This window comes from Aminivibrio sp. (genome assembly GCF_016756745.1).
GTDB lineage: Bacteria > Synergistota > Synergistia > Synergistales > Aminobacteriaceae > Aminivibrio.
Map to the genome: position 1 here is coordinate 73,321 of NZ_JAESIH010000044.1, position 22,708 is coordinate 96,028.

The 22,708-nt window shown below is 60.8% G+C and carries 23 protein-coding genes and 1 tRNA gene; 6 read left to right on the plus strand and 18 right to left on the minus strand.

Going from position 1 to position 22,708, the window contains the following annotated elements; all coding sequences use genetic code 11:
- Positions 1-3: 3 nt before the first annotated feature.
- The 4 genes from JMJ95_RS06305 to JMJ95_RS06320 are packed head-to-tail and all read right to left on the minus strand — an operon-like array spanning position 4 to position 4,487.
- Entirely contained in the window at positions 4-1,263 is a 1,260-nt protein-coding gene (locus JMJ95_RS06305; RefSeq protein ID WP_290683716.1) for a bifunctional 3,4-dihydroxy-2-butanone-4-phosphate synthase/GTP cyclohydrolase II, read from the minus strand.
- Positions 1,264-1,283: 20 nt separating this feature from the next.
- The gene (locus JMJ95_RS06310; protein WP_290683718.1) at positions 1,284-1,943 is read right to left on the minus strand and encodes a riboflavin synthase; all 660 of its coding nucleotides are present in this window, start codon (positions 1,941-1,943) and stop codon (positions 1,284-1,286) included.
- Positions 1,925-3,025 carry a bifunctional diaminohydroxyphosphoribosylaminopyrimidine deaminase/5-amino-6-(5-phosphoribosylamino)uracil reductase RibD gene (gene ribD / locus JMJ95_RS06315; protein WP_290683720.1) on the minus strand — a complete coding sequence of 367 codons (1,101 nt, stop codon included), beginning with the start codon at positions 3,023-3,025 and terminating at the stop codon, positions 1,925-1,927. The genes JMJ95_RS06310 and ribD overlap by 19 nt, the downstream gene beginning before the upstream one ends.
- Positions 3,000-4,487, minus strand: coding sequence for an excinuclease ABC subunit UvrC (locus JMJ95_RS06320; protein WP_290683722.1), 1,488 nt, complete (start codon positions 4,485-4,487; stop codon positions 3,000-3,002). The genes ribD and JMJ95_RS06320 overlap by 26 nt, the downstream gene beginning before the upstream one ends.
- Positions 4,488-4,578: 91 nt before the next feature.
- On the opposite strand from JMJ95_RS06320, the gene cysS reads away from it, so the two are divergent.
- Complete coding sequence (gene cysS / locus JMJ95_RS06325) at positions 4,579-5,994, plus strand: cysteine--tRNA ligase (RefSeq protein WP_290683724.1); 1,416 nt, start codon at positions 4,579-4,581, stop codon at positions 5,992-5,994.
- A gap of 8 nt (positions 5,995-6,002) precedes the next feature.
- On the opposite strand, the gene JMJ95_RS06330 is transcribed toward cysS, so the two are convergent.
- The 3 genes from JMJ95_RS06330 to JMJ95_RS06340 all read right to left on the minus strand — a co-directional run bounded on the left by JMJ95_RS06330 (position 6,003) and on the right by JMJ95_RS06340 (position 8,038).
- The gene (locus JMJ95_RS06330; protein ID WP_290683726.1) at positions 6,003-6,509 is read right to left on the minus strand and encodes a QueT transporter family protein; all 507 of its coding nucleotides are present in this window, start codon (positions 6,507-6,509) and stop codon (positions 6,003-6,005) included.
- Positions 6,510-6,516: 7 nt separating this feature from the next.
- Positions 6,517-7,173 carry a protein-L-isoaspartate(D-aspartate) O-methyltransferase gene (locus tag JMJ95_RS06335; protein WP_290683728.1) on the minus strand — a complete coding sequence of 219 codons (657 nt, stop codon included), beginning with the start codon at positions 7,171-7,173 and terminating at the stop codon, positions 6,517-6,519.
- 304 nt (positions 7,174-7,477) lie between these two features.
- Complete coding sequence (locus tag JMJ95_RS06340; RefSeq protein WP_290683730.1) at positions 7,478-8,038, minus strand: hypothetical protein; 561 nt, start codon at positions 8,036-8,038, stop codon at positions 7,478-7,480.
- A 586-nt stretch (positions 8,039-8,624) separates the two neighbouring features.
- Here JMJ95_RS06340 and JMJ95_RS06345 point away from each other — a divergent pair.
- The 5 genes from JMJ95_RS06345 (at position 8,625) to JMJ95_RS06365 (ending at position 13,824) form a co-directional block, all read left to right on the plus strand.
- Positions 8,625-9,647: a BMP family protein gene (locus JMJ95_RS06345; RefSeq protein ID WP_290683732.1), complete on the plus strand. Its 1,023-nt coding sequence runs from the start codon at positions 8,625-8,627 to the stop codon at positions 9,645-9,647.
- Positions 9,648-9,723: 76 nt separating this feature from the next.
- Positions 9,724-11,262 (plus strand): ABC transporter ATP-binding protein, encoded by a 1,539-nt coding sequence (locus tag JMJ95_RS06350; protein ID WP_290683734.1) that lies wholly within the window; start codon positions 9,724-9,726, stop codon positions 11,260-11,262.
- On the plus strand, positions 11,246-12,343 hold the full coding sequence (locus tag JMJ95_RS06355; protein WP_290683736.1) for an ABC transporter permease: 1,098 nt from the start codon (positions 11,246-11,248) through the stop codon (positions 12,341-12,343). The genes JMJ95_RS06350 and JMJ95_RS06355 overlap by 17 nt, the downstream gene beginning before the upstream one ends.
- Positions 12,344-12,347: 4 nt before the next feature.
- Positions 12,348-13,292: an ABC transporter permease gene (locus JMJ95_RS06360; protein WP_290683738.1), complete on the plus strand. Its 945-nt coding sequence runs from the start codon at positions 12,348-12,350 to the stop codon at positions 13,290-13,292.
- Positions 13,293-13,329: 37 nt separating this feature from the next.
- The gene (locus JMJ95_RS06365) at positions 13,330-13,824 is read left to right on the plus strand and encodes a nucleoside deaminase (protein ID WP_290683740.1); all 495 of its coding nucleotides are present in this window, start codon (positions 13,330-13,332) and stop codon (positions 13,822-13,824) included.
- A 62-nt stretch (positions 13,825-13,886) separates the two neighbouring features.
- Here JMJ95_RS06365 and JMJ95_RS06370 read toward each other — a convergent pair.
- The 11 genes from JMJ95_RS06370 to vorB all read right to left on the minus strand — a co-directional run bounded on the left by JMJ95_RS06370 (position 13,887) and on the right by vorB (position 22,693).
- Positions 13,887-13,984 (minus strand) — tRNA-Sec (locus JMJ95_RS06370).
- 495 nt (positions 13,985-14,479) lie between these two features.
- The gene (locus JMJ95_RS06375; protein WP_290683742.1) at positions 14,480-15,163 is read right to left on the minus strand and encodes a hypothetical protein; all 684 of its coding nucleotides are present in this window, start codon (positions 15,161-15,163) and stop codon (positions 14,480-14,482) included.
- A 45-nt stretch (positions 15,164-15,208) separates the two neighbouring features.
- A complete protein-coding gene (locus JMJ95_RS06380) occupies positions 15,209-15,682 on the minus strand; it encodes an NUDIX domain-containing protein (RefSeq protein WP_290683744.1) in 474 nt (157 codons plus the stop codon).
- Positions 15,683-15,686: 4 nt separating this feature from the next.
- Complete coding sequence (locus JMJ95_RS06385) at positions 15,687-16,625, minus strand: M23 family metallopeptidase (protein WP_290683746.1); 939 nt, start codon at positions 16,623-16,625, stop codon at positions 15,687-15,689.
- Complete coding sequence (locus JMJ95_RS06390; protein WP_290683747.1) at positions 16,609-17,934, minus strand: thymidine phosphorylase; 1,326 nt, start codon at positions 17,932-17,934, stop codon at positions 16,609-16,611. Before JMJ95_RS06390 ends, JMJ95_RS06385 begins: the two co-directional genes overlap by 17 nt.
- A gap of 1 nt (position 17,935) precedes the next feature.
- A complete protein-coding gene (locus JMJ95_RS06395) occupies positions 17,936-18,751 on the minus strand; it encodes a purine-nucleoside phosphorylase (RefSeq protein ID WP_367153770.1) in 816 nt (271 codons plus the stop codon).
- A gap of 33 nt (positions 18,752-18,784) precedes the next feature.
- Positions 18,785-19,678 (minus strand): tyrosine-type recombinase/integrase, encoded by an 894-nt coding sequence (locus tag JMJ95_RS06400; protein ID WP_290683748.1) that lies wholly within the window; start codon positions 19,676-19,678, stop codon positions 18,785-18,787.
- A gap of 59 nt (positions 19,679-19,737) precedes the next feature.
- On the minus strand, positions 19,738-20,277 hold the full coding sequence (locus JMJ95_RS06405) for an NUDIX hydrolase (protein ID WP_290683750.1): 540 nt from the start codon (positions 20,275-20,277) through the stop codon (positions 19,738-19,740).
- Positions 20,278-20,290: 13 nt separating this feature from the next.
- The gene (locus tag JMJ95_RS06410) at positions 20,291-20,851 is read right to left on the minus strand and encodes a 2-oxoacid:acceptor oxidoreductase family protein (protein ID WP_290683752.1); all 561 of its coding nucleotides are present in this window, start codon (positions 20,849-20,851) and stop codon (positions 20,291-20,293) included.
- A 17-nt stretch (positions 20,852-20,868) separates the two neighbouring features.
- Positions 20,869-21,615, minus strand: a complete 747-nt coding sequence (locus JMJ95_RS06415; protein WP_290683754.1) for a thiamine pyrophosphate-dependent enzyme — start codon at positions 21,613-21,615, stop codon at positions 20,869-20,871.
- 16 nt (positions 21,616-21,631) lie between these two features.
- Positions 21,632-22,693: a 3-methyl-2-oxobutanoate dehydrogenase subunit VorB gene (gene vorB, locus JMJ95_RS06420; protein ID WP_290683756.1), complete on the minus strand. Its 1,062-nt coding sequence runs from the start codon at positions 22,691-22,693 to the stop codon at positions 21,632-21,634.
- Between the last annotated feature and the right edge of the window lie 15 nt (positions 22,694-22,708).

Genomic DNA, 22,708 nt, shown 5'->3' on the forward strand with positions numbered 1-22,708 from the left:
GTGTTAACTCAGGATATCCCGGACGTGAAAGAGATGTCCGAGCTTTAATTCCTTCGTGCCGAGATACCGTTCGTTGAAACGGTTCGGCGGAATGATCAGGGGAATCCGCTCCACGATCTCCAGGCCGTGTCCCTGGAGTCCCACCACTTTTCTCGGGTTGTTGGTGATAAGCCGGATGCTCCCCACGCCGAGATCCTGGAGGATCTGGGCACCGATGCCGTAATCTCTCAGGTCGGCTGGATATCCCAGGGCCACGTTCGCCTCCACCGTATCCATACCTTTTTCCTGGAGCTGGTAGGCCTTGAGCTTTTCGGCGATCCCTATGCCCCGCCCTTCCTGGCGCATGTAGAGAAGCACTCCCTGTCCTTCGGCCTCGATCATCTCCATGGCCTTGGCGAGCTGGGGACCGCAGTCGCACCGCAGGGAGCCGAACACGTCGCCGGTGAGGCATTCGGAATGAACTCTCACGAGGACGTCCTTTTTTCCCTCCACAGCTCCCTTCACGAGGGCCATGTGCACGTGGTCGAGATTGTCGTCATTCACGTTCCGGTAGGCATGGGCGGTGAAAAAGCCTCGGGAGGTGGGAAGCTCAACCCTCGCGATCTTCTCCACCAGCTTCTCCCGCTTGCTCCGGTAGGCGATCAGGTCCTCGATGGAAATGATCTTCATGCCGTTCTTCGCTGCGAAGGTCACCAGGTCGGGCAGGCGGGCCATGGTGCCGTCCTCGTTCATGATCTCGCAGATCACCCCCGCCGGGGGCAAGCCGGCGAGGGTGGCCAGGTCCACCGCCGCCTCCGTGTGTCCCGCCCGCTTGAGCACCCCCCCCTGCCGGGCCGCCAGGGGGAACATGTGCCCCGGGCGGTAAAAGTCATCCGGAGACGAGGACGGGTCGGCCAGGGCCCGGGCGGTTCTCGCCCGTTCCTCGGCGGATATGCCCGTGGTACAGCCATCCTTGGCGTCCACTGTCACGAGAAAGGCGGTGCCTTGCCTGTCCGTTCCTTCCCTGACCATGGGCTCCAGTCGAAGCCGCCGGGTAATTCCGCTTTCCAGGGGAACGCAGACAAGCCCCCGGGCTTGTCTCACCATAAAATTGATGTCGTCCGCTGTGACAAGGGAAGCGGCGATTATGAGATCGCCCTCGTTTTCCCTGCAGTCGTCGTCCACCACGATCACCATTCTGCCGTTCCTGATATCCTCCACGGCCTCCTCGATGGAACTGAACACTTCGCCGCTGATCCGGTCGTCCCCGCACAGAGCGGTCATGCAAATGCCTCCTGTATGCGCTAGATCCACCCGGCTTCCCGGAGAGACTCCGGGGACAGGGAAGAAGCGCCTGTATTTTTGTTGGTGAAGGCCCCCGTTTCAAGAAGCCTCCGGACATACTTGCCGAGGATGTCCGTTTCGATGTTCACTTCGTCGCCGGGGCGGATGTCTCCGAGAGTTGTGGCCTCCAGAGTGGCCGGAATCAGCCCCACGGTACAGGATGCGCCTGCCAGCCCGGCAACCGTCAGGCTTACCCCGTCCACCGCCACGGAGCCCCTGGGAACCACCAGGGGCTCCGTCTCCCTCCCCAGGGTAAAGGTAAGCAGAAACCCGTCCGGCCCCCTGGAAATCTCCCGGACCGGGGCCACCCCGTCGATATGGCCGGTGACGATATGGCCGTCAAGCCTGCCGTCCGCCCGGAGGGCCCGTTCCAGGTTCACCCGCGCGCCGGGGCGGAGCGACCGGAGTTTCGTCTTTTTCAGCGTCTCCGGCATCACATCCGCCGAAAAGATATCCCCCTCAAGGGCCGTGACCGTCAGGCAGGCGCCGCATACGGCCACGGACTGGCCGGGAACCAGCTTTCCTGCGAACAGGGAAGCCCGGAAAGAGATGACGGTGCACATTCCGGCTGGTCTTAGAGACACCACCGTTCCCACCGTTTCTACAAGGCCGGTGAACATTCGGCCACCCCCTCCAGCAGAAAATCATTCCCCACGGCCTTCACCGATGCCCCTGTGATCCGGATAGTTTCGTCCATGGACTCAAAAGCCAGGGAACCGGAAAAAGGGCGGTTCCTCCCCATGATCCGGGGTGAAAGGAAGAGTGCCACCCCGTCCGCAAGCCCCTCCCGGAAAAAGGAAGCGATAACCGATGGACCCCCTTCCACGAGAAGGGAATTCACTCCCCGTGCCGCAAGGACGGACAGGACATGGGCAAGGGACAGCCCGGCGGGCCCGGAAGGAACGGCGACCACGTCAATTCCGGCCGCCTCGGCCGCTGCCCGCTTCTCGTCGGGAGCCTCCTCCGAGGTAAACACCATCGTCCCCGGAGCGAAGATCTTCGCCTCCGGGAGAATGGAAAGCCGGGAATCCAATGCTATTCTCATCGGCGACTCTCCGCAAGTATGTCTTACCGTCAGCTCGGGATCGTCGGCGGCCACGGTACCGGCCCCCACGAGGATCGCGTCGTGCTCCGACCGCAGGCGGTGGGCTGCCGCCCTGGCATCCGGGCCGGTGATCCACCTGCTCTCGCCGCTTTCGAGGGCCATGCCCCCGTCCAGGCTCACCGCTCCCTTCACAGTCACCCAGGGCCTGCCGAGGGTCGTCCTCCGGATGAAGCCCCGGTTGACCCACCGGCACTCCTCCTCAAGAACCCCGGTCTCCACAGCTACGCCCGCCGTGCGGAGGATGTCCAGCCCCCTGCCGCTGACCCTTTCGTCAGGATCCGACATTCCGACGACCACACGGGAAACGCCCCGTTCGACGATCAGGGGGGCGCAAGGGGGAGTTCTTCCGTAATGGGAACAGGGCTCCAGGTTCACGTAAAGCTCCGCCCCGGCGGCATCGGCTACTCTGCCCAGGGCCGCCCGCTCGGCATGATCCTCGCCGCAGCGGGAGTGGAAACCCTCCGCCAGCACCAGGCCGTCCCGAACCACCACGCAGCCCACCAGGGGGTTGGGGGATGTTCGTCCCGTTCCCCTGAGAGCAAGGCTCAGGGCTCTTCTCATGAAGTACTCGTCAATTTTTCTCCGGGTCAGTCCCACCGATATTCTCCTTCAATACGGACAAAATCCGCTCCGCCATGGCCGGCCCGATCCCGGGCACCGTAGCGAGCTCCTCCGCCGGCAGCGCCGTCATGTTCCTGACGCTCCCGAATCTGCCCAAAAGCTGGGCCGCCCTGTGCCTGCCTATCCCCGGGATTTCCTCCAGGACGGACCGGCGAAGCCGGGCGGAACGGGCCGCCCTGTGGCTTTCTATGGCGAACCGGTGCGACTCGTCCCGCACCCTCTGGAGCAGCCTCAGGGCAGAGTCGCCGAAATCGAGCCGCAGGGGCCCCTCACCAGGAGTATGGTATATCAGTTCCTCCTGTTTTGCCAGCGATACCGCGGGCAGATCCTTCAGGCCGAGGTCGTCCAGGGCCTTCCGGGCAAATTCGAGCTGCACCGGCCCGCCGTCGATGAGGACGAGCTGGGGCAGGGGTTCGCCGCCCTTCAGCGACTGACCGTAGCGGCGGCTCACCGTCTCCTCTAGGGAGCGGAAATCGTCCACCCCTTCCACGGTCTTAATCCGGAACCTCCTGTAGAGGGCACTGTTCGGCGATCCCTGCTCGAACACCACCACCACCCCGTAGGTCTCCCTTCCCGACATGTGGGAAATGTCGAAGCCGTCGATCCTCCAGGGGATAACGGCAAGACGGAGCACCTGCTGGAGCCTGTTGAGGCACTGCCACATATCCCCGTCGAAATCCTCCCTCAGGGGTGAGGTGATCCGCTGCCGGGTGATTCTCCAGATGGCCCTGATGGTGTCCCGCAGCCTGGCGGCCTCCTCGAAGGCCAGGGATTTCGCGGCTCTGTCCATCCGTTTTCTCAGCCGTTCCACCACCTCGGAAGACTGACCCTGCAGAAGGAAGATCACGTCGTCCACCCGTTCACGGTATTCCGCCGGAGACACCAGGCCGGCACAGGGGCCGAGACACCTCCCCAGGGAATAGTGGAGGCACGGCCTGCCGTTTTTCTCCGGAGTGGAGGCGTCGATGTCCCTGGCGCAGATCCGGAGGGGAAAATACCTCTCGATGAGCCGGAGCAGTGACCGGACATCGCCCGCGCTCACGTAGGGCCCGAAGTAGAGGGCATCGTCCTTTCCCCTCTGCCGGGTCACCACGATCCTCGGGAAGAGTTCCCGGGTGATCTTGATGTAGGGGTACCGGTCCGACATCTTGAGGTCCACGTTGAAGAAGGGGCTGTATTTTCTTATCAGCTTGGCCTCGAGAATCAGGGCCTCCACTTCCGACTCGGTCCGTATGACCGATATGTCCTCTATGGACTGGACCAGCTTCCTGAGACGGGGGGAGGCGAAGGAATCGTGTCGGAAGTAGGAGGATACCCTTTTCTTGAGGGACTTCGCCTTTCCGATGTAGATGACCTCCCCGGCTTCGTTCCGCATCAGGTACACTCCGGGACGGTCTGGAAGTTTCTTCAGCAGTTTCGTTATCCGTTCGGTCGCCACGATTTTCTCCCCTTTGGCCGGCGTCGTGATTCCATACGCAGTATTTTACGTTATAATTCAAAATTAGAAAGCATTTGGAGGTGCTAAAAGTATGAGCCTGATATTGTACAACGACCTGACACGCACAAAAGAGCCTTTCGTCCCCGTGCGGGAAGGGCACGTCGGATTCTACAGCTGCGGCCCCACAGTCTACGACTTCTTTCACATCGGGAACGCCCGTCCCTTCATCGTTTTCGATGTGCTCCGGAGATATCTTGAATACAGCGGCTATACCGTCACCTTCGTCCAGAACTTCACCGACATCGAAGACAAGATGATCGCCAGAGCCAACCGTGAGGGAATCACCGTCCGGCAGCTGGCCGACCGGTTTATCGCTGAGTATTACAAAGATGCTGACGCCCTCGGAATCCGCAGGGCGACCCACAATCCCCTCGCCACGGAACACATGGACGAAATCATCGAACTGGTGGGCACCCTCATCCAAAAAGGGCACGCCTACGAGGTGGACGGCGACGTTTTCTTCGACGTGAGCAGCTTCCCGAAATACGGCGCCCTTTCGAAGCAGAGCCTCGAGGAGCTCCAGTCCGGGGCCCGCATCGAAGTCAACGAGCGGAAGAAGCATCCCCTCGACTTCGCCCTCTGGAAAGCGAAAAAGGAGGGGGAACCCTCCTGGCCCAGCCCCTGGGGCGAGGGACGCCCGGGCTGGCACATCGAGTGCAGCGCCATGTCCATGAAATACCTGGGCGAGACCCTGGACATCCATTCGGGGGGGACGGACCTCACCTTCCCTCACCACGAGAACGAAATCGCCCAGGCCGAGGCCGCCACGGGGAAACCCTTCGTCAAGTACTGGATTCACAACGGCTACCTGCTCATCGACAAGGAGAAGATGTCCAAGTCCCTCGGCAACTTTCTCACCGCCAGGGCGGCCCTGGAAAAATTCCCGGGGCGGGCAATCCGGTTCTTCATGCTGAGCGCCCACTACCGCTCCCCCATCAACTTCTCCGAGGAAAGCCTCCTCCAGGCGAAAAGCGCCATGGACCGACTGGACAACTGCTGGTCCGACCTTCGTCACGCCGACACTAACAGGAAGAAGGGAGAGCGTACGGAAGGGAACGAAACGGCCGCTCTCTTTCCCGCCCTCGAGGAGAAATTCCGGGCAGTCATGGACGACGACTTCAACACCGCCGCCGCGCTGGGCGTCCTTTTCGACGGAGTCAAGGCCGTCAACACTTATCTCAGGGAAAGCGACATCCTGGATCCCGCCGTGCTCGAGTCCGCAGAGAGCTTCTTCAAAAAGATCGATTCAGTTTTGGGCGTTCTTCCCGCCGAAGCATCGGGAGATGAAGGAGAGGCCGCCGGAATAGAAAAGCTCATTGCGGAGAGGAACGAGGCCAGGAAGAAAAAGGATTTCAAGCGGTCCGACGAAATACGGGACGAGCTCGGCGCCAGGGGAATTGTCCTTGAGGACACCCCCGACGGTACGAAGTGGAAGAAAAAGGGATAGGCTAGGCTTTACTGGGCGGGACCGGTCCCGCCCTTTTTCATTCTCCCTTCGAGGAGAAGCACCAGGGGAATGCCCAGGAAGCAGCAGGCCACGACCTGTCCCAGCCCCACGTAGAGGGCGCACGGGAGAAAAGGAATATCCAGGAGAAAGGAAAGGTACCCTCCCACCACCACCATGTTCACCACTACGGGAGGAACGGCGGCAAGCACGGCGTTGGGCATCCTCGCCGTGAGGACCGCCGCGAGCAGCGTCGCTCCGCTCCCGAGCACCACGTCCAGGATGCCGAAACCGCCGGCGAAATTGGCGATCAGGCAGCCGATGAAAAGCCCCGGAACCGCCTGGGGAAACAGGAAGGGAAGCACCGTGAGGGCTTCCGAAATCCGCACCTGGATATGACCGTAGGAAATGGGTGCAAACAGGATGGTGAGCACTGCATAGGCTGCCGCCACCAGCCCTGAGACGGCAAGCGACGCGGGAGCCGGCAGAGTTTTTTTATTCAGGCTTCTTTTCTGCATTCTCCGTTCATCCTCCGGACCCCTTCTCCATCCGCCCTTTCAGAAGCGGAACGAAACGACAGTAATCGTGCCATGTATCTTCGTATTCTCCCGCGGCGGTCTTTTTCCGCAGAAAAATCCGCTGGCCCCCCGACACCACCGAAAGGGGAACCACCAGCCGCCCTCCGGGAAACAGCACTTCGGACCACCATTCGTCCAGTTCCGGAGCTGCGGCGGTGACGATCACTCCGTCGAAGGGGCCTCCAGGACGGTTTTCCGGGCTGCCGTCGGACCAAATCACCCGGACATCGAACCCCAGTCCGTCAAGGCGCTTCCGGGCCCTGTCCGCCAGGGAAGCGATCCGCTCAAGGCTCGTCACCTTCGCGCCCATGGCGGAAAGGACCGCCGCCTGGTAACCCGATCCGGTGCCGATTTCAAGAACACTCTCCCCCCGAGCGGGACTCAACAGTTCCGTCATCCGTGCCACCATGTAGGGCTGGGAGATGGTTTGATCTTCCCCTATGGGGAGGGGGCTGTCGATCCACGCGCTCTCCCTGAGCGCCTCATCCAAGAAGAGGTGCCTCGGCACAGACCCCATGGCCTCGAGAACCGCTTCGGAACGCACCCCCCTCGCCTTTATCTGTTCCCGCACCATCCGTTCCGCCAAACTCCGCCACTGGGTCACGAAAATTCCTCCAGTCCCGCAGAAGTTTACCGAAATATTGTACCATGACAAAAGCACCTGCCCCGTTCTGAATGAGCAAATTTTTCAGACAGAGGGAGTGTCGCCGGGCATAAGGTGAAGGCTTGGAGCCGCGGGACTCGCCCGAGTTCTTGTCACGGACGACAATCCGCACCCCCCGCACCCCAGCGAGCATCGGTGACGCTCCCCGCCGGGGTGGGATGGTAGGCCCGTCCGAGCGTGCAAAAAAACCGCCCCCGCAGGGACGGACGGGAAAACGAGGGGAAGCCGTAGACGCTTCATGGAATCACCGGCCGTAGATTCCCAGGAGGTCCCTTTCCTTCCGGACGAGCCGCTCTTCCTCTCCGCGCACGGAAGCGGCATACCGCTCGAGGACCGTCCGGGCGTGCCGGAGGCGCTCCTCCTGCAGATGCTTTTCCGAATCGGACAAGGACGGATCGGCGGTGACCCGCAGTGCCGGCTCCACCATACCCCGGTCTTCTTCCGCGATATCCGCAAACCGGGCCAGTGACCGCAGGGTTTTGCGAAAGACGGCTGCCTTCTCCTTTTCTCCTGCCAGGATGGCCTGCAACAGAAGTATGAAAAGGGCGGCTTCAATATCCTTCCGGGGATGGGGAAGAGAGGAGCTGCTTTCCACCGGCGCCCTATGAAGGCGGAGGGTCTCCCGGAAATCGCCAAACACCCTGAACGCCCATTTCAGGGTGATGGATCGCTGGTCATCCTTCATGAACAGGATGGCCCTGCAGCCGATCCTCTTCATCAGCCCCAGGGGGTCCCTGGCTGCTTCGCGCCTCAGGGCCTCCGGGCTCTCAGACATCTTCACCGACGAAGCTGCACCGGCAGCCATTCTTCCACTCCTCCTCCTGTTTGTTCACCATGGACACGTCCCGCCGAAACCGGAAGTGCGAAACCGCCAACCAGAGGTATCCGGCACTGAGCCCGAAAAGAAGACCTGAAGATCGTTCGGGAAAAAAGAACATCATTCACGCATTTTTTTCGATCTTCCTTCACGGACGCTGTATTTTCAAGCCTTTATGATGATTCAGTGTAGCAGTCTGCCAGGAAAAAAGCAAGATCGCCGTTCCCTCCTCAATCCGCACCTCAGCGGGGAGTGTCACCGGGGAATGCTTCGGCCGCCGGTGCAGACTGTCGTCCTTGACAACTGCCCAAGCGAGTCCCGCGGCTCCCTGCGTTCGCCGGTTGCCTGCTTGTGAAACCGACATCCGTGTCGGTTTCTCTCACCTCAGGCGCCCTTCCCCAGGGGATAATCTCTTCGCCCCTGGGGAAGGCGAATTCATCGTATGCCCGGCGACGCCCCTCTGCCTGAAAAATGCGCGGATTTAGGGCGTTCAAGACAGCTTGACAACCTTCCGGCAGTTTTCTTATACTGAATATGCCTTTACGGACAAAAAAACAGACAGGGAGGTGTTTTTGTGAAGAAAAAACCGGTATGCCTGCTCTGCGCAGTGCTGATTCTCGGACTGGCGCTCATCGGCACGGTGCCTGACACAGCCGGCGCCGCCGGAGTGGTGAAGATCGCCCTTATAATCGAGAGCACCGTCGATGACAAAGGCTGGTGCCAGGCCATGCATGACGGTATTCTCCAGGCACAGAAAGAACTTCCCGGACGGATAGAGTACAGCTACAGCGAAAAGATGAAACCTGTGGATGCCGGATCCGCCGTTCTTCAGTACGTATCCCAGGGTTACCATATCATCATCGGCCACGGCGCCCAATACAAGAACCTGATGCTCGAAATGGCCGAGGAATACCCCGATGTCACCTTCGTCTTCGGTACCAGCGCCGAGATCGGCCCCGAAAACGTCTTCACCTACATGCCCCAGAGCGAGGAGACCGGCTACCTTTCCGGCCTGATCGCCGGCATGACGACGAAAAAGAACATCGTCGGCCTCGTAGGCCCCGTGGACGGCGGCGATGCGGCCCGCTACAACCGGGGCTTCGTGTTGGGCGTGCAGGCTGTCAACCCGAAGGCGAAGATCATGGTCGCCCACACCGGATCCTTTGCTGATTTCGTCAAGGCCGGAGAAGTGGCCGAGACGATGATCAAGGCCGGTGCCGACGTACTCACCGGCTCTTCCCAGCAGGCTTTGGGGGCCCTACGGGCCGTGGCGGACCACAAGGACGCCCCGATCTGGTGGGTCGGCCAGGATATCGCCCAGATCCACATCACCGAGGGATACAAGTGCATCGCCGCGTCCTCCTACAACTACGGGGCGGTCATCGTCGACCTCGTGGGCAAGCTGGACGCCGGAGTGAAAGGGGGAGAGTGCATCCCCCTGAACTTCTCCAACGGCGGCTTCATCTTCGCCTTCAACGAGGCGCTGAAAGACATGTACACCGGGGCCGTCGAACAGAAGGTCAACGAAACGATCGAAAAATTCCGGGCGGCCCCTGACAGCCTCGATTGGAGCGCCGTGGACTACTCGAAGCTCTGATAAACATGAAAGTCCTGCGAGGGCATCCCTCAGCAGGACTTTTTTTTTCTATCCCCCAATACCGGGAGGTCTCCCCATGGAACCGAACACCCGAAAAATTACCAGCCTCCGGGTGGAGCACATCACCAAGCGCTTCCCCGGGGTCCTCGCCTGCAGCGACATTTCCCTCTCCGTCGGTGAAGGAGAGGTGCTGGCACTGGTCGGAGAGAACGGCGCGGGAAAGACCACGCTGATGAACATATTGATGGGCCTGTACCGTCCCGACGAGGGGCGCATCCTGATCAACGGGGAGGAAGCGGTCTTCCGCTCCCCGGGCGACGCCTTCGCCGCGGGGCTTGGCATGGTGCACCAGCAGTACATGCTGGTGGCGAACATGACGGTGCTGGAAAACATCGCCCTCGGCTACACCCGGGCATGGTCTCCCCTGGCCCTCGACCTTGACATGGTCCGCGCCCGCATCGGCGAGATCTCCCGGAAATACGGCCTTGCAGTGGATCCCGACGCCTACGTCTGGCAGCTCTCCGTGGGAGAACAGCAGCGGGTCGAGCTGGTGAAAACCCTCTGCCTCGGCGCCCGATTCCTCATCCTGGACGAACCCACCAGCGCCCTGACGCCCCAGGAAACGGACGAGCTGATCCTCCTTCTCAGGAGAATGACGCGGGAGCTCTCCATCATTTTCATCAGCCACAAGCTCCAGGAGGTGAAGAACCTATCCGATAAGGTGGTCATTCTTCGGCGGGGGAAGGTAGTTTTCCAGGGCAGCACCGCCGACCATTCCTCCGACGATATCGCGGCGCTGATGACGGGGCGGGAGATTCACCTCCCAAGGAACGAGGCTCCGGAATGCGAGGGAAATCCGGCCCTCGAAATCAGGGGGCTGAAGGTACGGAGCGACAGGGGATTCCTTGCCGTGGACGGCCTTGATCTCTCGGTCTGCGCGGGTGAGATCGTCGGCCTCGCAGGCGTCTCGGGTAACGGACAGCGGGAGCTGGCCGAAGCAATAAACGGTCTGAGGAAGGCCGAGGAGGGCCAAATCCTCTTCTTCGGCCGGGATATTGTCAACCGTCCGCCCCGGGATGTCATCGACGCCGGGATGGGCTACATCCCCGAGGAGCGGAACACGGAGGGGATCGTTCCCTCCTTCTCGGTGAAGGAGAACTTCATCCTGAAGGATGCCGGGGCTCCCCCGTTCGCTGCCTGGTCATTCCTGAAGCTGAAAGAGATCGATCGGCACGCCGAACGGCTGCGCACCGAGTTCGACATCCGCAGCCCAGACACGGAGGTACCGGCGGGATCCCTCTCCGGGGGCAACATCCAGAAGGTCATCCTTGCCAGGGAGATTTCCCGCAGGCCCCGCTTTCTCGTAGCGGTCTACCCCACCCGCGGCCTCGACATGGGAGCTGCGGAGTTCATCCATAGGCGCCTGCTGGAAAAGCGCATGGAAGGGATCGGCATCTTGCTGATCAGCGAAGAGCTGGATGAAATTCTCGACCTCTCCGACCGCATTGCCGTTATCTTCAAGGGACGGATTCTCGGCATCCTCGACAGGCGTTCGGCGGACAGCAGGAAGATAGGCCTCCTGATGGCAGGGGTGCACCATGACGAAGCAGTTTAAGGTCCTCTACAGGTTCGCCGTCATCCTTGCGGCAGCGGCGTCGGCCATGCTTCTTGGCGCGCTCATCCTCTGGACCATCGGTGCCGACGTGACGAAAACCTACTCGGTCATCATCCTCGAACCGCTCAAAAACAGGATACAGATCGGAGAGGTGATCATACGGGCCATACCGCTCACCGTCATCGCCCTCGGGATATCGGTCGCCTACCGGAGCGGCATCGTCAATATCGGCGCCGAGGGACAGATGGCCATGGGCATCCTCGCCGCAGCGGCAGCGGCTCTGGCCTTTCCCGGCCTTCCGAGGTACGTGCTGCTGCCCCTGGCCCTGACCGCTGGGGCCCTCGGCGGGGCGGTCTGGGGATTCATTCCGGGCATCCTCAAGGCAAGACTCCACGTCAGCGAGCTTCTCTCCACGGTGATGCTGAACTACATCGCCGCCCAGTTCTACACCTTCTGCCTGAGGGGGCCCATGCTCGATCCGGCGGAAATCACCATGGGCAGCGGCACACCCCAGTCGATGCGCCTGACGAGGGCCGTATGGCTCGACAGACTGGTTCCGGGCACACGAATCCATACAGGCGTATATATCGCCGTCTTTCTCGCCTTTGCCGTCTGGCTGCTCCTCTGGAGAACCTCGTGGGGGTACAGGATGCGGGCCGCAGGAGCGGGTGAACGGGCCGCGAGGTACGGCGGAATAGATGTGGCGGGTTGCCTCGTGGCCGCCATGATGATCAGCGGGGCCTTCGCCGGGCTTGCCGGGGCCGTGGAGGTGGCGGGAGTGCACCGACGGGCCATCGAGGGCATCACCGGCGGCTACGGCTTCAGCGGCATCGTGGTCGCTCTTTTCGGAGGGCTGCACCCTGCGGGCATCATCCCGGCCTCGTTTTTCTTCGGCCTGCTCATCGTGGGGGCAGATATGACGCAGCGCATGGCGGGCGTCCCGGCAAACATGGTGCTCGTCCTGCAGGGCATCATCATCCTCGTCATCGTGTCGACGCGGATGGTCCTCGCGAACCCCTACCTTACCGAACGGGCATGGCGGAGATACCGGAGCCTGACAGGACGCAACAGGGAGGAGTGATCTCATGGACTACACCGTCAACATTCTCGCTCTCGGCATTCCGTTCAGCGTGGCGCTTCTGCTCGCCTCCCTCGGAGAAATGTTCAACCAGCGGGCGGGCGTCTTCAACCTCGGCTGCGAAGGGATCATGGCCATGGGGGCCTTCCTCGGGATGCTCGTCCCCTATGTCGCAGGCCGGGGAGGCCCCGTACCCGGAGCTTTCAACATCCTGGGACTCCTGCTCGCCGCAGGAGTCGGCGCGCTTCTCGGCCTTTTCTTCGGGGTTGTGGTGGTCACCTTCCGGGCGCCCCAGGGAATAGCCGGCATCGGTCTCCAGATGTTCGGCGTCGGCACCGCCGGGACACTCTTTCGTCACTTCGTGGGTGGAACGCAGAGCGTTCCCGGCATCGACAGGCTCCCGATCCCCGTTCTCTCGGAGATTCCCTTCCTGGGCCCGGTCCTCTTCTCCCACAATCCGCTGGTCTACCTGACATTCCTTCTGGTCCCGGCAGCGTGGTACATCCTCTTCAAGACACCATGGGGGCTGCGGGTCCGGGCCTCGGGAACCAATCCGCGGGCAGCCGACTCCATGGGCATCCGGGTCAATCTTGTCCGCTTCCAGGCGCTGGCCGTTGGCGGGGCGCTTGCCGGCCTCGCAGGGGCTTATCTGAGCCTCTGCCAGGTGAAAATGTTCAGCGACGAAATCATCGCCGGAAGGGGTTTCATCGCCGTGGCCCTGGTTTACTTCGGCCACTGGCGTCCCCTCAGGATCATGGGAGGAGCGCTGCTCTTCAGCCTCGCCCAGGCGCTCCAGCTCACCATCCAGGGGCAGGGAATCGATTTCCCCTACGAATTCGCCGTCATGCTGCCCTACGCCCTGGTCATCGTCGTCCTCGCCTTCAGCCGAGAAAGTCTGCTGCTGGGCCCCACCGCCCTCGGCAAGCCCTTCAACCGGGAGATGCGCACCTGATGAATGCTGCGCAGCCTGTGCGAAAGGGAGAAGAACAATGAAGACAGTGGATAAAGCGCTCCTGAGGCGGTGCATCGAACTGTCCAAAGAGGCGGTCGCCTCGGGAAATCATCCTTTCGGAGCCCTTCTGGCCGACAGGGAAGGAAACATCCTCGTGGAATCCGGAAATATCGAGGTCACCGAACGGGACTGCACGGGCCACGCCGAAACAACCGTCATGCGGCTCGCCGGAAAGAAGTATCCCAAGGAGTTCCTCTGGGAATGCACCCTCTACACCACCGCAGAACCGTGCTGCATGTGCGTCGGCGCCATCTACTGGGGCAACGTCGGAAGGGTCGTCTTCGGCATTACGGAGAAACAGCTCCTTGAACTCACAGGCTCGGACGAAAACAACCTCACCTTCGATCTCCCCTCCAGGGAGGTCATCTCCAGGGGCCGGAAGAAGATCGAAATCGTCGGCCCAGTCGCCGACAGGGAACTTCAGGAAGCGATCATCGCAGTGCACAGGGGATACTGGACGAAGGGGAAATAATCCGGAGCTCAAAAAATGACCTGGGAGCTTCACGCTCATCCGGCTGTTCATGGCGGTCAGAGTGGCGGAGGCGTGTGGGAATCGAACCCACCGGAGACAGCCTATACCGCCCCCCACTGGATTTGAAGTCCAGGGCACCCACCAGGACACATTCGCCTCCCTGCCGAAGCTATGATAAGCCATCCGATACCGGGCGTCAACCGCACTCGGGGGGCTTTTCCCGTTGTCTGACAAAAGCGCACAAAAGGGAAAAGGCAGTGTAGCCCGGAGCGGTTGGGAAAACGCCCTTTTGGATCGGCCTGTCAGCCATCCGCGAAAGAATTTCACAAAATCATGGAGAATGAGAGAACAGATGAGACCTGAAGAGCTTCCGGCTCCTTTTGCTCTCTCAGCTGAAGTCCAACGGCTGCTTTTGATCGCCGGCGGCTTTGCCTTTCTTCGTCATCAGGGGTAGGATATCCGGGTGAAAGTTCCCAATGAAGCAAATATTCTGAAGAATGGGGATGAACCAGGTGGCCAAGCAGGCTCAGAAAATGAATATGACGGCAGTGATTGGTGTTCTTATCGTAGCCGCGATCGGAATCTACATGTTTGTTTCCACCATGAAGTGACGGAATCCAGCCAAAAACAGGGGCCCCGTTCCGGGCCCCTGTTTTTATTTTGCGGAAAACCAGACCATGTCATGTCCCACCCGGACCTCGGTCACCTTCGGAGAGGCAAAGAAGTCGCTGAAGGAAATGACCGGGGCCGCTTTCGCCACGGCCCGGCCCACGTCGATGGCGGAGATGAAGGGGTTGTCGTTGGTCGAATCATCGAACCGGACTAAGGCCTTCCCGTCTCCGTCAATGACATACTGCCCCGTAAGGCGGATAAGGGCATTCATTGTGAAGGTACCCTTTCTCCGGTATGCCCCGAACACCATGACCTTGCCGTCCTTCAGCTCCAGTTCGGAAATGGCGTAGTGGGGCATTTTTTGCTGCAGCCGGGCGAGGAAATCCTTTTTCAGGATATTCCCCGAGAGACGGCTCTCGCTGTAGGAATGGACCCGGATTCCGTCCCCCGAGCGGGTAAAGAGTACGTCAGACAGCACCAGCAGCAAACGGTCATAGACAACTCCTCCGATATCCGCCCTTTCAAGGCAGACGGTCAGGGTGGGAACGGAGCCCCGCCGGAGCTCCTCTTCCGTGGCTGTAACCACCGGAAGAACCGACTCCGCCCTTATCCTTTCCGAAAAATACCGGGCGAACAAATCATCTTCCACTGCCGAGGCTCCCGCCGGACAGGCCAGGAAGACCGCAAGAAGAACAGGAACGAAAAAAAGAAAACCTTTTCGGAACATCGTCGTCATCACCTCATCGGAAAAGTAAGCCTGCCATGGGCTGCTTCAGACATTCTCGAAGGAGAATGAGCGGATCCCCTGTTCATCCGAGAAAATCTTCGCCTCGAAAAACGGGGCGGTTTCGTCGAGAATCCTCGGGGCAAGAAGTTTGTAGAAGGGGTTGACCCCTTCAAGGGACAGACTCTCCTCCGCAGAATACCAGAAAGGCACGCCTTCATCACTTTTCCGCAGTTCCCCTTCGAAATCCCTGGAGGAAAAATAGTAACCCGTGGCCTCGGCCTCTCCGGAGAGAATGTGGGCAATACCCCTGAGGCGAATCGACCCGAGACGGTATCCTGTCTCCTCCTCTATCTCCCGTATGCAGGCTTCCCGGGCCGTTTCCCCCCGCTCCTTCTTCCCCCCGGGGACGGTAATGGTACCGTTCCATGGATCGGTCATCCTCCGGTAGAGAAGAACCTTCTTTTCTCCGAGCAGAAAGCAGAAGACTACGGGGAGGGGCGAGCATCCCGGCGCGGCCATGGCTCTATTCCCCCCCTGTAATGTTCACAACCCGGCTGACCGTCTTTTCGAGCATTCCTGCAATAGTGCCCTCGAAAAGGGGTTCCGGGTTCACAAGCTGTCCCGAGAGGCTGAGGCCGAAGTGCAGGTGGGGCCCCGTGGACCGGCCCGTCATGCCGCTTCTTGCGATGACGGCACCCCTGTTCACTCGGTCCCCCTCCTTCACGCCTACGGAATCAAGGTGGAAGTAATGGGAGATCACTCCCCCGCCGGAGTCGATATAGACGCTCTTTCCCGCGTAGTAATGGTCCCCGGTGAGAACGACCCTGCCGGGAAGGGCCGCCCGGACGGGGGTTCCCGCTGCGGCACGGAAGTCCATTCCCCCGTGGGGGCTTCTCGGTTTTTTGTTCAGCACTCTCCTCCGGCCGTAGGGACTCGTCACGATGCCGTCCACCGGCCTTGCCAGGGGAAGGCCCCATTCCCTGGAGAGGGTAACCGTGGACAGGGCTCTTCCGGCAGCTTTCCGCTCCTCGGCAATCCTCGCCAGGACGTGTGCCGGCGGCGTCACCATGCTCTCCGGAAGGGTCAAATGATCCTCCCTGTACTTCACCGGGGTCACCCGGATTGAACAGGAGACCCGGCGCCGGGTTCCGTTGGACTGGAGCGTGATCTTCATCACGTGGGAACCGGTCTTCACCTTGCCGGTCTGGGTTCCGAACAGGCCGAGGGCGATGTAATGGTTATTCCACACGGCCACATCGAGAGGGACGCTCCGGCCCTGCCATTCCACGGACACTCCCGTGAGGGGGGCGGAGGAAGTAACCCGTATCACGAAAGGGTTTCCCGCCCCCACCGTTGAAGGATACTCTACATTCGCCCGGGCAAGGGCTTCGCCCGGAACAAGAAACAAAAGCAAAGCAAGAAGAATCCCTGCCGCAAAACGCACTTTACCGGATAGTCCCAAGAACAAAACTCCTTTTCTTTCCCTCTCCACAATGGGGAGAGTTCATTGCAGTCTCTTCCACTGAAAAGGCCTTCTCGAAGAACGGAAGGGCATCTTCCAGTTTTTCCTCGCTCCCGTACCGGATTTCGAGCAGGGCGTCCCCTGCGGAGACCGCCGCCCCCGTTTTCGCTATCATACGGACTCCCACGGAAAGGTCGATGGGATCCCCGAGGGACATGCGCCCTCCCCCGAGCCGTTTCACCCCCTCGCCCACCGCCCGGGCGTCAATCCTGGTCACCGTACCTCCTGACATCGCCTTTACAAAGGCCTTTTCCGGAGCAACGGACAGAACCGTCTCGGGAGCGCCGCACACCTGTCCCTTCCCGCCCTGGGCCTCCACAAGCGCCTTCATCTTTTCGAGGGCACTCCCGTCATCCAGCTTTTCGGCAGCCAGAGCACACCCATCCTCGAAGGAAACGCCCTTTCCAAGGGACACCATGGCCCCCGCAAGAGAAACGGTCACTTCCCGCACATCGGCGGGACCGCCGCCCCTTAGCACCAGCACAGCCTCCAAAACCTCTACGGCGTTCCCGACCCATTCGCCCAAGGGCTGGTCCATGTCGGTGACCAGTGCCATGGCTTTTTTCCCAAGTTTTTTCGAGAGGGACACGAGGGCCTCCGCCAGTTTTTCGGCGCTGCCGTAATCCTTCATGAAGGCACCGCTGCCGCACTTCACGTCGAAAACGAAAGCGTCCGCGCCGCCGGCGATCTTCTTGCTCACGATGCTGCTGCAGATAAGGGGCAGGGAGGGAACTGTCCCCGTGACGTCCCGGAGGGAATAGAACTTCCCCTCGGCGGGAGCCAGGTCGGCGGAATGGCCTGATATGGCGCAGCCTATCTCCTTCACCTGCCGGAGGAACTCCTCCGAGGAAAGGTGGGTCCGAAAACCCGGAATGGCCTCCAGTTTGTCCACCGTTCCGCCCGTAAATCCGAGCCCCGGGCCGGAGAGCTTGGCCACCGAAAGGCCGCAGGCCGCCGCAAGAGGCACCAGCAGCAGGCTGATCTTGTCGCCTACCCCGCCGGTGCTGTGCTTGTCCACAAGGAAAAGATCGCCGCCGAAGGAGAGCACTCTCCCCGACCGGGCGAGGGCCAGGGTGAACTCCCCCAGTTCCTCGTCGCTGAGCCCGTTGAAGAAGACAGCCATGAGCCAGGCCGCGGCCTGATAGTCGGGAACCTCTCCGGAGGCGAAGGACGTCACGAACCGGCGGATCTCCTCTGCCGGATGAACGCCGCCGTCCCTCTTCCGCTCGATGAACCCAAGCATGTCCATGTTATTCCATCTCCCCCAAAAAACGCGTCAGAAGGCGGATCAGCCTGTCCGACGCCTTCGCCATCTCCTCGAGCACCTCTTCGCCGGTCAGGGTGTTTTCCGTCATCCCCGCCCCGTGGTTGGCCACGCAGGAAATACCGCATACCCTCATCCCCATGGCGTTCGCCGTAATGACCTCGGGAACGGTAGACATGCCCACCACCGTCGCTCCGAGCAGGCGGGCCATGCGAATTTCCGCCGGCGTCTCGAAGGATGGCCCGGGAAAGGCCATGTACACTCCTCGTCTGACAAGAATGCCTTCCTTTTCCGCCGCCCGCTCCGCCGCCTCGATCAGCTTTCTGTCGTAGGCGTGGGTCATGTCGGGAAACCTCGGGTTCCACTCCGGAGTGTCGGGACCCCTCAGGGGGTTCGCTCCCATCCAGTTGATATGGTCGTACAAAAGCACCACGTCGCCCGGAGAAAGGGCATGATCAGCACTTCCCGCTGCATTGGTGGCCACGTAGGTCTTTACGCCCAGGGACGCGAACACCCGCACCGGAAAGACCACGTCCTCCATGGAATATCCCTCGTAATAATGAACCCGTCCCTGCATGACCGCAACGTATTTTTGCGCGATCTTTCCGAGGACAAGCCTTCCGGCGTGCCCCGGGGCCGTTGACGAAGGCCAGCCGGGAATGTCCCCGTAAGGTATCGCGATTTTGTCTTCAAGGGCATCGGCAAAGGCGCCGAGGCCCGAACCGAGGACCACCGCAGCCTCCGGTATTCCGTCCGAACGGGAACGTACATAGTCAAGGGCTTTCCGGACCCTGTTCCGCATCTCTATTCCTCCTCTCGAAAAAAGGGAAGGGGCTTATGCCCTGGGATGGGCCTTATCATAAACGTCCCGAAGCTCGAGGTCAAAATGCAGATACTTTTCCGTGGTGGCTATGGACGAATGGCCGAGAAGCTCCTGAAGGCTCCTCTGGTCCATGCCCCTCCGGAGGAGGTGGGATGCGAAGCTGTGCCGCAGCACATGGGGGTGAAGGCGTGACGCCGGGATTCCGGCTTTTGCCCCTCTCTTGCGGAGCGTTCTCCAAATGTCTTCCCTCTTCATGGGATTGCCGCTTCTGGTGAGGAAAAGAAAATCGGACGGGGCCTTCAGAAGAAGAGGCCTCCCTTTTTCCAGGTAGATCCCCACCCGTTCTCTCACCTGCCCCAGAAAAGGAATCGCCCGCTCCTTTTCTCCCTTGCCGAAAGCCCGGAGCACCCTCGCCGGAAAATCCACGTCCCCCAGCCTGAGGCCGCACAATTCCCCCGCCCGCAGGCCGCAGCCGTAAGCCGTCTCGAAAAGGGCCCGGTCCCTGATGTCGAGAGGGCTTGCCCCTTCGCAGGCCTGGAAAAGACGGTCCACCTCCCCTTCACTGAGGATGCGGGGCAATCCTTCCTTCCGCCCGGGAAGCGACGGAAGGCGCACATCACCGCCTCCTTCGCCTTCCTGTTCAAGGTAGCGCATCCAGGTCCTCAGAGCGGCAATGACCCGCTGCTTCGTTGCCGGGCTTTTCTCCCCCCTGGCCAGATGCCGCTGGAACAGGGAGAGAGTTTCCTGCTCCGGGGGGAGAGGCGACGCACCCGCAAGGGCGCAGAAACCACCCCACTCCCGGAGGTCCCGGCGGTATGCGGCGATGGTGTTGGGGCTCAGACCCCGCTCCAGAAGAAGGTAGGACAGAAAATTTTCCACCGAAGTTTCAAAGTCATATAATCTCATAATAGTTACTCATGATAGCATAAAAAACCGGGACCGGAGGATTCCGGTCCCGGTTCGGGTCAAATTTTTTCCTGAAAGGCGAGATACCAGGTCAAGGCGGCGAAGGTCTTTCCGTCAACGATCTTCCCTTCCTCGAGCAGCTTCCGGATTTCTCCCGCAGGCACAGGATGAAGGTGAATGAATTCGTCGTCGTCAGCCTGGAGCTTCGACGGCCGAAGGTCCGTGGCAAGGTACAGGATGAGCATCTCCGTACAGAAGCCCGGAGAGTTGTACATCCGGCCGATCTCCCGCAGGGTTCCCGGGAAGTAGCCGATCTCCTCCTGGAGTTCCCGTTCGGCGCACCGGTCGAAGTCTTCGCCCGATTCCACGAGGCCGGCGGGGATCTCGAGGATCTCGTCGCCGATGGCGTAGCGGTACTGCCGGATGAGATAGACCGTGCCGTCAGCCTCCACGGGAAGAACCGCCACGGCGGGGGAATGCTCCACCACCTCCCGGACAGTCTTCCGTCCTCCGGGAATCTCCACCTTGTCTATCCGGAGGTTCAGAATGCTTCCCCGGTAGGCGATGGTTTTCGATATAGTCTTTTCCCTGGCATCCATGAAGAAGCCGGATCTATTTGGAAAGGGCCGCCCGTACCGCGGCTTTCCCCTTCTCGAAGGCTTCGAGGTTCATGGAAAGAAACTCGGGCTTCCTCTTGCCGAGTTTTTCCTTGATGGTCTCCACGCAGACATCGTTGTTCACGATACCGCTGGATTCCACTACTGCACCCAGGACGACGATATTGGTGATCTTGTCGCTTCCGAGCTCGTAGGCTATGGTGGAAGCGGGCAGTCCTACTGCGGAGATGTCCTTCCGCGAGCCGTCGTATTCCACGAGGTCACTGTTGTACACCAGGACACCGCCGGGATTCACCCTGTCAATAAACTTTGAGAGGGAGGGCTGGTTCATGATCACCAGGACATCGGCCTTGTCCACCACGGGAGAACCGATTTCCTCGTCTGAGAGAACCACGCCGCAATTCGCCGTGCCGCCCCGCATCTCCGGGCCGTAGGAAGGGATCCATGTCACGTGCCGTCCCTCCGCGATGCCGGTATAAGCCACAAGCTGGCCGAGAACCATGACGCCCTGGCCGCCGAACCCCGCCGCGAGAAGCGTTTTGTAGAAGCCGGACATTGTTCTTCTCCCCCTTTCTAGTCGAAATCCTTGAAGACGCCAAGGGGATAGTAGGGCATCATGGAGCTGAGAAGCCAGTCGAAGGCTTCCACGGGGCGCATCCCCCAGTTGGTCGGGCAGGAGGAGAGCACTTCCACGAGGGAAAAGCCCTTACCTTCCACCTGATTCTGGAAGGCCTTCTTGATGGCCTGCTTCGCCTTGAGGGTGTACTTGGGCTGGGCTACGGTCACCCTGGTGATGAACCCCGGAGCGGGAAGGGTAGCCAGCATTTCGCTCACCCTGAGGGGATAGCCGTTCACACTGGCGTCCCGTCCAAGGGGGCAGGTGGTGGTCTTCTGGCCGATAAGGGTGGTGGGGGCCATCTGGCCGCCGGTCATGCCGTAGATGGCGTTGTTGATGAAAATCACGGTGATGCTCTGGCCGCGGTTCGCCGCGTGGATGATCTCTGCCATACCGATGGAGGCGAGGTCGCCGTCGCCCTGGTAGGTGTAGACGATCTTGTCCGGGCGGACGGTCTTCAGTCCCGTGGCCACTGCCGGTGCCCTCCCGTGGGGGGCTTCGCAGTAGTCGGTGTCCATATAGTCGTAGATCATGGCGGCGCAGCCCACGGGGGCCACTCCGATGGTGTCGTTCTGTATGCCGAGTTCGTCGATAGCCTCACAGACAAGCCTGTGGGCGATGCCGTGCCCGCAGCCCGGGCAATAGTGGCTGCTCACGTTCGGCATCCAGCTCTTCGGCCGTTCGTACACTTTCACTTCACTCATGTTTTTTCCCTCCCTCTTACAGGGCAAGAATGCGCCTGCACTCGTCCTCGATTTCCTTCACGGAGGGGGCGAATCCGCCCATGCGTCCGTAGAAGGAGACCGGATACCGGCACCCGGTGGCGACCTTCACGTCGTCCACCATCTGCCCTGCGTTCATTTCCGCCACGAGGATGTGCTTCACGGTAGAAGGAATGGTCTTGAAGGCCTCGTAGGGGTAGGGCCACAGGGTGATGGGTCTGATCATGCCGACCTTGAGGCCTTCCGCCCGCAGGTTGTTCACGGCGGAGCGGGAGATCCTGGCCGTGGTGCCGTAGGCGGCGACGAGAAGCTCCGCGTCTTCCATCCGGAAGCACTCGCACCGCTGCTCTGCCGCCTTTATGGCCGCGTACTTCTTCTGCAGCTTGCGGTTGTGCTCCTCAAGAGGTTCGGGAGCGAGGAAGAGGCTGTGAAGGTGGCTGCGCTTGCCGCCCCGCTCTTCCATGAAGCCGAGGGCCCACGATGCATCGGCGGGCTGGTCCTTCGTGGGGCTGGGCTTTATCTCCACCGCTTCCATCATCTGGCCCATGAAGCCGTCGGCGGCCACCATGACGGGGTTCCTGTATTTCTGGGCAAGGTCGAATGCGAGCTGGGTGAGGTCGACGCACTCCTGCAGCGTGCTGGGGGCGAGGACGATAAGATTGTAGTCGCCGTTTCCGCCGCCCTTGGTCGCCTGGAGGTAGTCCGCCTGGCCGGGAAGAATGCCTCCAAGACCGGGGCCGGCCCTCATGACGTTCACGATGACCGCGGGAATCTCGCATCCGGCGATGTAGGAAATGCCTTCGGACATAAGGGAGATTCCGGGGCTCGAAGACGAGGTCATGACCCTGTATCCCGTGGCGCCTCCGCCGAGAACCATGTTGATGGAGGCCACTTCGCTTTCGGCCTGTACATAGACGCCTCCCACCTCGGGAAGGTGGGCTGACATATATTCGGGGATCTCATTCTGGGGAGTGATGGGATACCCGAAGAAATACTTGCAGCCTGCCTGTATGGCGGCTTCCGCTATGGCTTCCGTTCCTTTCATCAATATGCGTCCCATGTCGTTTTCACCTCC

What these genes read in the sequence shown, in the direction of transcription:
- JMJ95_RS06305 (WP_290683716.1), bottom strand. Translation starts at nt 1,263, where the DNA reads ATGACCGCTCTGTGCGGGGACGACCGGATCAGCGGCGAAGTGTTCAGT.
- JMJ95_RS06310 (WP_290683718.1), bottom strand. Translation starts at nt 1,943, where the DNA reads ATGTTCACCGGCCTTGTAGAAACGGTGGGAACGGTGGTGTCTCTAAGA.
- cysS (WP_290683724.1), top strand. Translation starts at nt 4,579, where the DNA reads ATGAGCCTGATATTGTACAACGACCTGACACGCACAAAAGAGCCTTTC.
- JMJ95_RS06330 (WP_290683726.1), bottom strand. Translation starts at nt 6,509, where the DNA reads ATGCAGAAAAGAAGCCTGAATAAAAAAACTCTGCCGGCTCCCGCGTCG.
- JMJ95_RS06340 (WP_290683730.1), bottom strand. Translation starts at nt 8,038, where the DNA reads ATGGCTGCCGGTGCAGCTTCGTCGGTGAAGATGTCTGAGAGCCCGGAG.
- JMJ95_RS06350 (WP_290683734.1), top strand. Translation starts at nt 9,724, where the DNA reads ATGGAACCGAACACCCGAAAAATTACCAGCCTCCGGGTGGAGCACATC.
- JMJ95_RS06355 (WP_290683736.1), top strand. Translation starts at nt 11,246, where the DNA reads ATGACGAAGCAGTTTAAGGTCCTCTACAGGTTCGCCGTCATCCTTGCG.
- JMJ95_RS06360 (WP_290683738.1), top strand. Translation starts at nt 12,348, where the DNA reads ATGGACTACACCGTCAACATTCTCGCTCTCGGCATTCCGTTCAGCGTG.
- JMJ95_RS06365 (WP_290683740.1), top strand. Translation starts at nt 13,330, where the DNA reads ATGAAGACAGTGGATAAAGCGCTCCTGAGGCGGTGCATCGAACTGTCC.
- JMJ95_RS06375 (WP_290683742.1), bottom strand. Translation starts at nt 15,163, where the DNA reads ATGTTCCGAAAAGGTTTTCTTTTTTTCGTTCCTGTTCTTCTTGCGGTC.
- JMJ95_RS06380 (WP_290683744.1), bottom strand. Translation starts at nt 15,682, where the DNA reads ATGGCCGCGCCGGGATGCTCGCCCCTCCCCGTAGTCTTCTGCTTTCTG.
- JMJ95_RS06390 (WP_290683747.1), bottom strand. Translation starts at nt 17,934, where the DNA reads ATGGACATGCTTGGGTTCATCGAGCGGAAGAGGGACGGCGGCGTTCAT.
- JMJ95_RS06395 (WP_367153770.1), bottom strand. Translation starts at nt 18,751, where the DNA reads ATGCGGAACAGGGTCCGGAAAGCCCTTGACTATGTACGTTCCCGTTCG.
- JMJ95_RS06400 (WP_290683748.1), bottom strand. Translation starts at nt 19,678, where the DNA reads ATGAGATTATATGACTTTGAAACTTCGGTGGAAAATTTTCTGTCCTAC.
- JMJ95_RS06405 (WP_290683750.1), bottom strand. Translation starts at nt 20,277, where the DNA reads ATGGATGCCAGGGAAAAGACTATATCGAAAACCATCGCCTACCGGGGA.
- JMJ95_RS06410 (WP_290683752.1), bottom strand. Translation starts at nt 20,851, where the DNA reads ATGTCCGGCTTCTACAAAACGCTTCTCGCGGCGGGGTTCGGCGGCCAG.
- JMJ95_RS06415 (WP_290683754.1), bottom strand. Translation starts at nt 21,615, where the DNA reads ATGAGTGAAGTGAAAGTGTACGAACGGCCGAAGAGCTGGATGCCGAAC.
- vorB (WP_290683756.1), bottom strand. Translation starts at nt 22,693, where the DNA reads ATGGGACGCATATTGATGAAAGGAACGGAAGCCATAGCGGAAGCCGCC.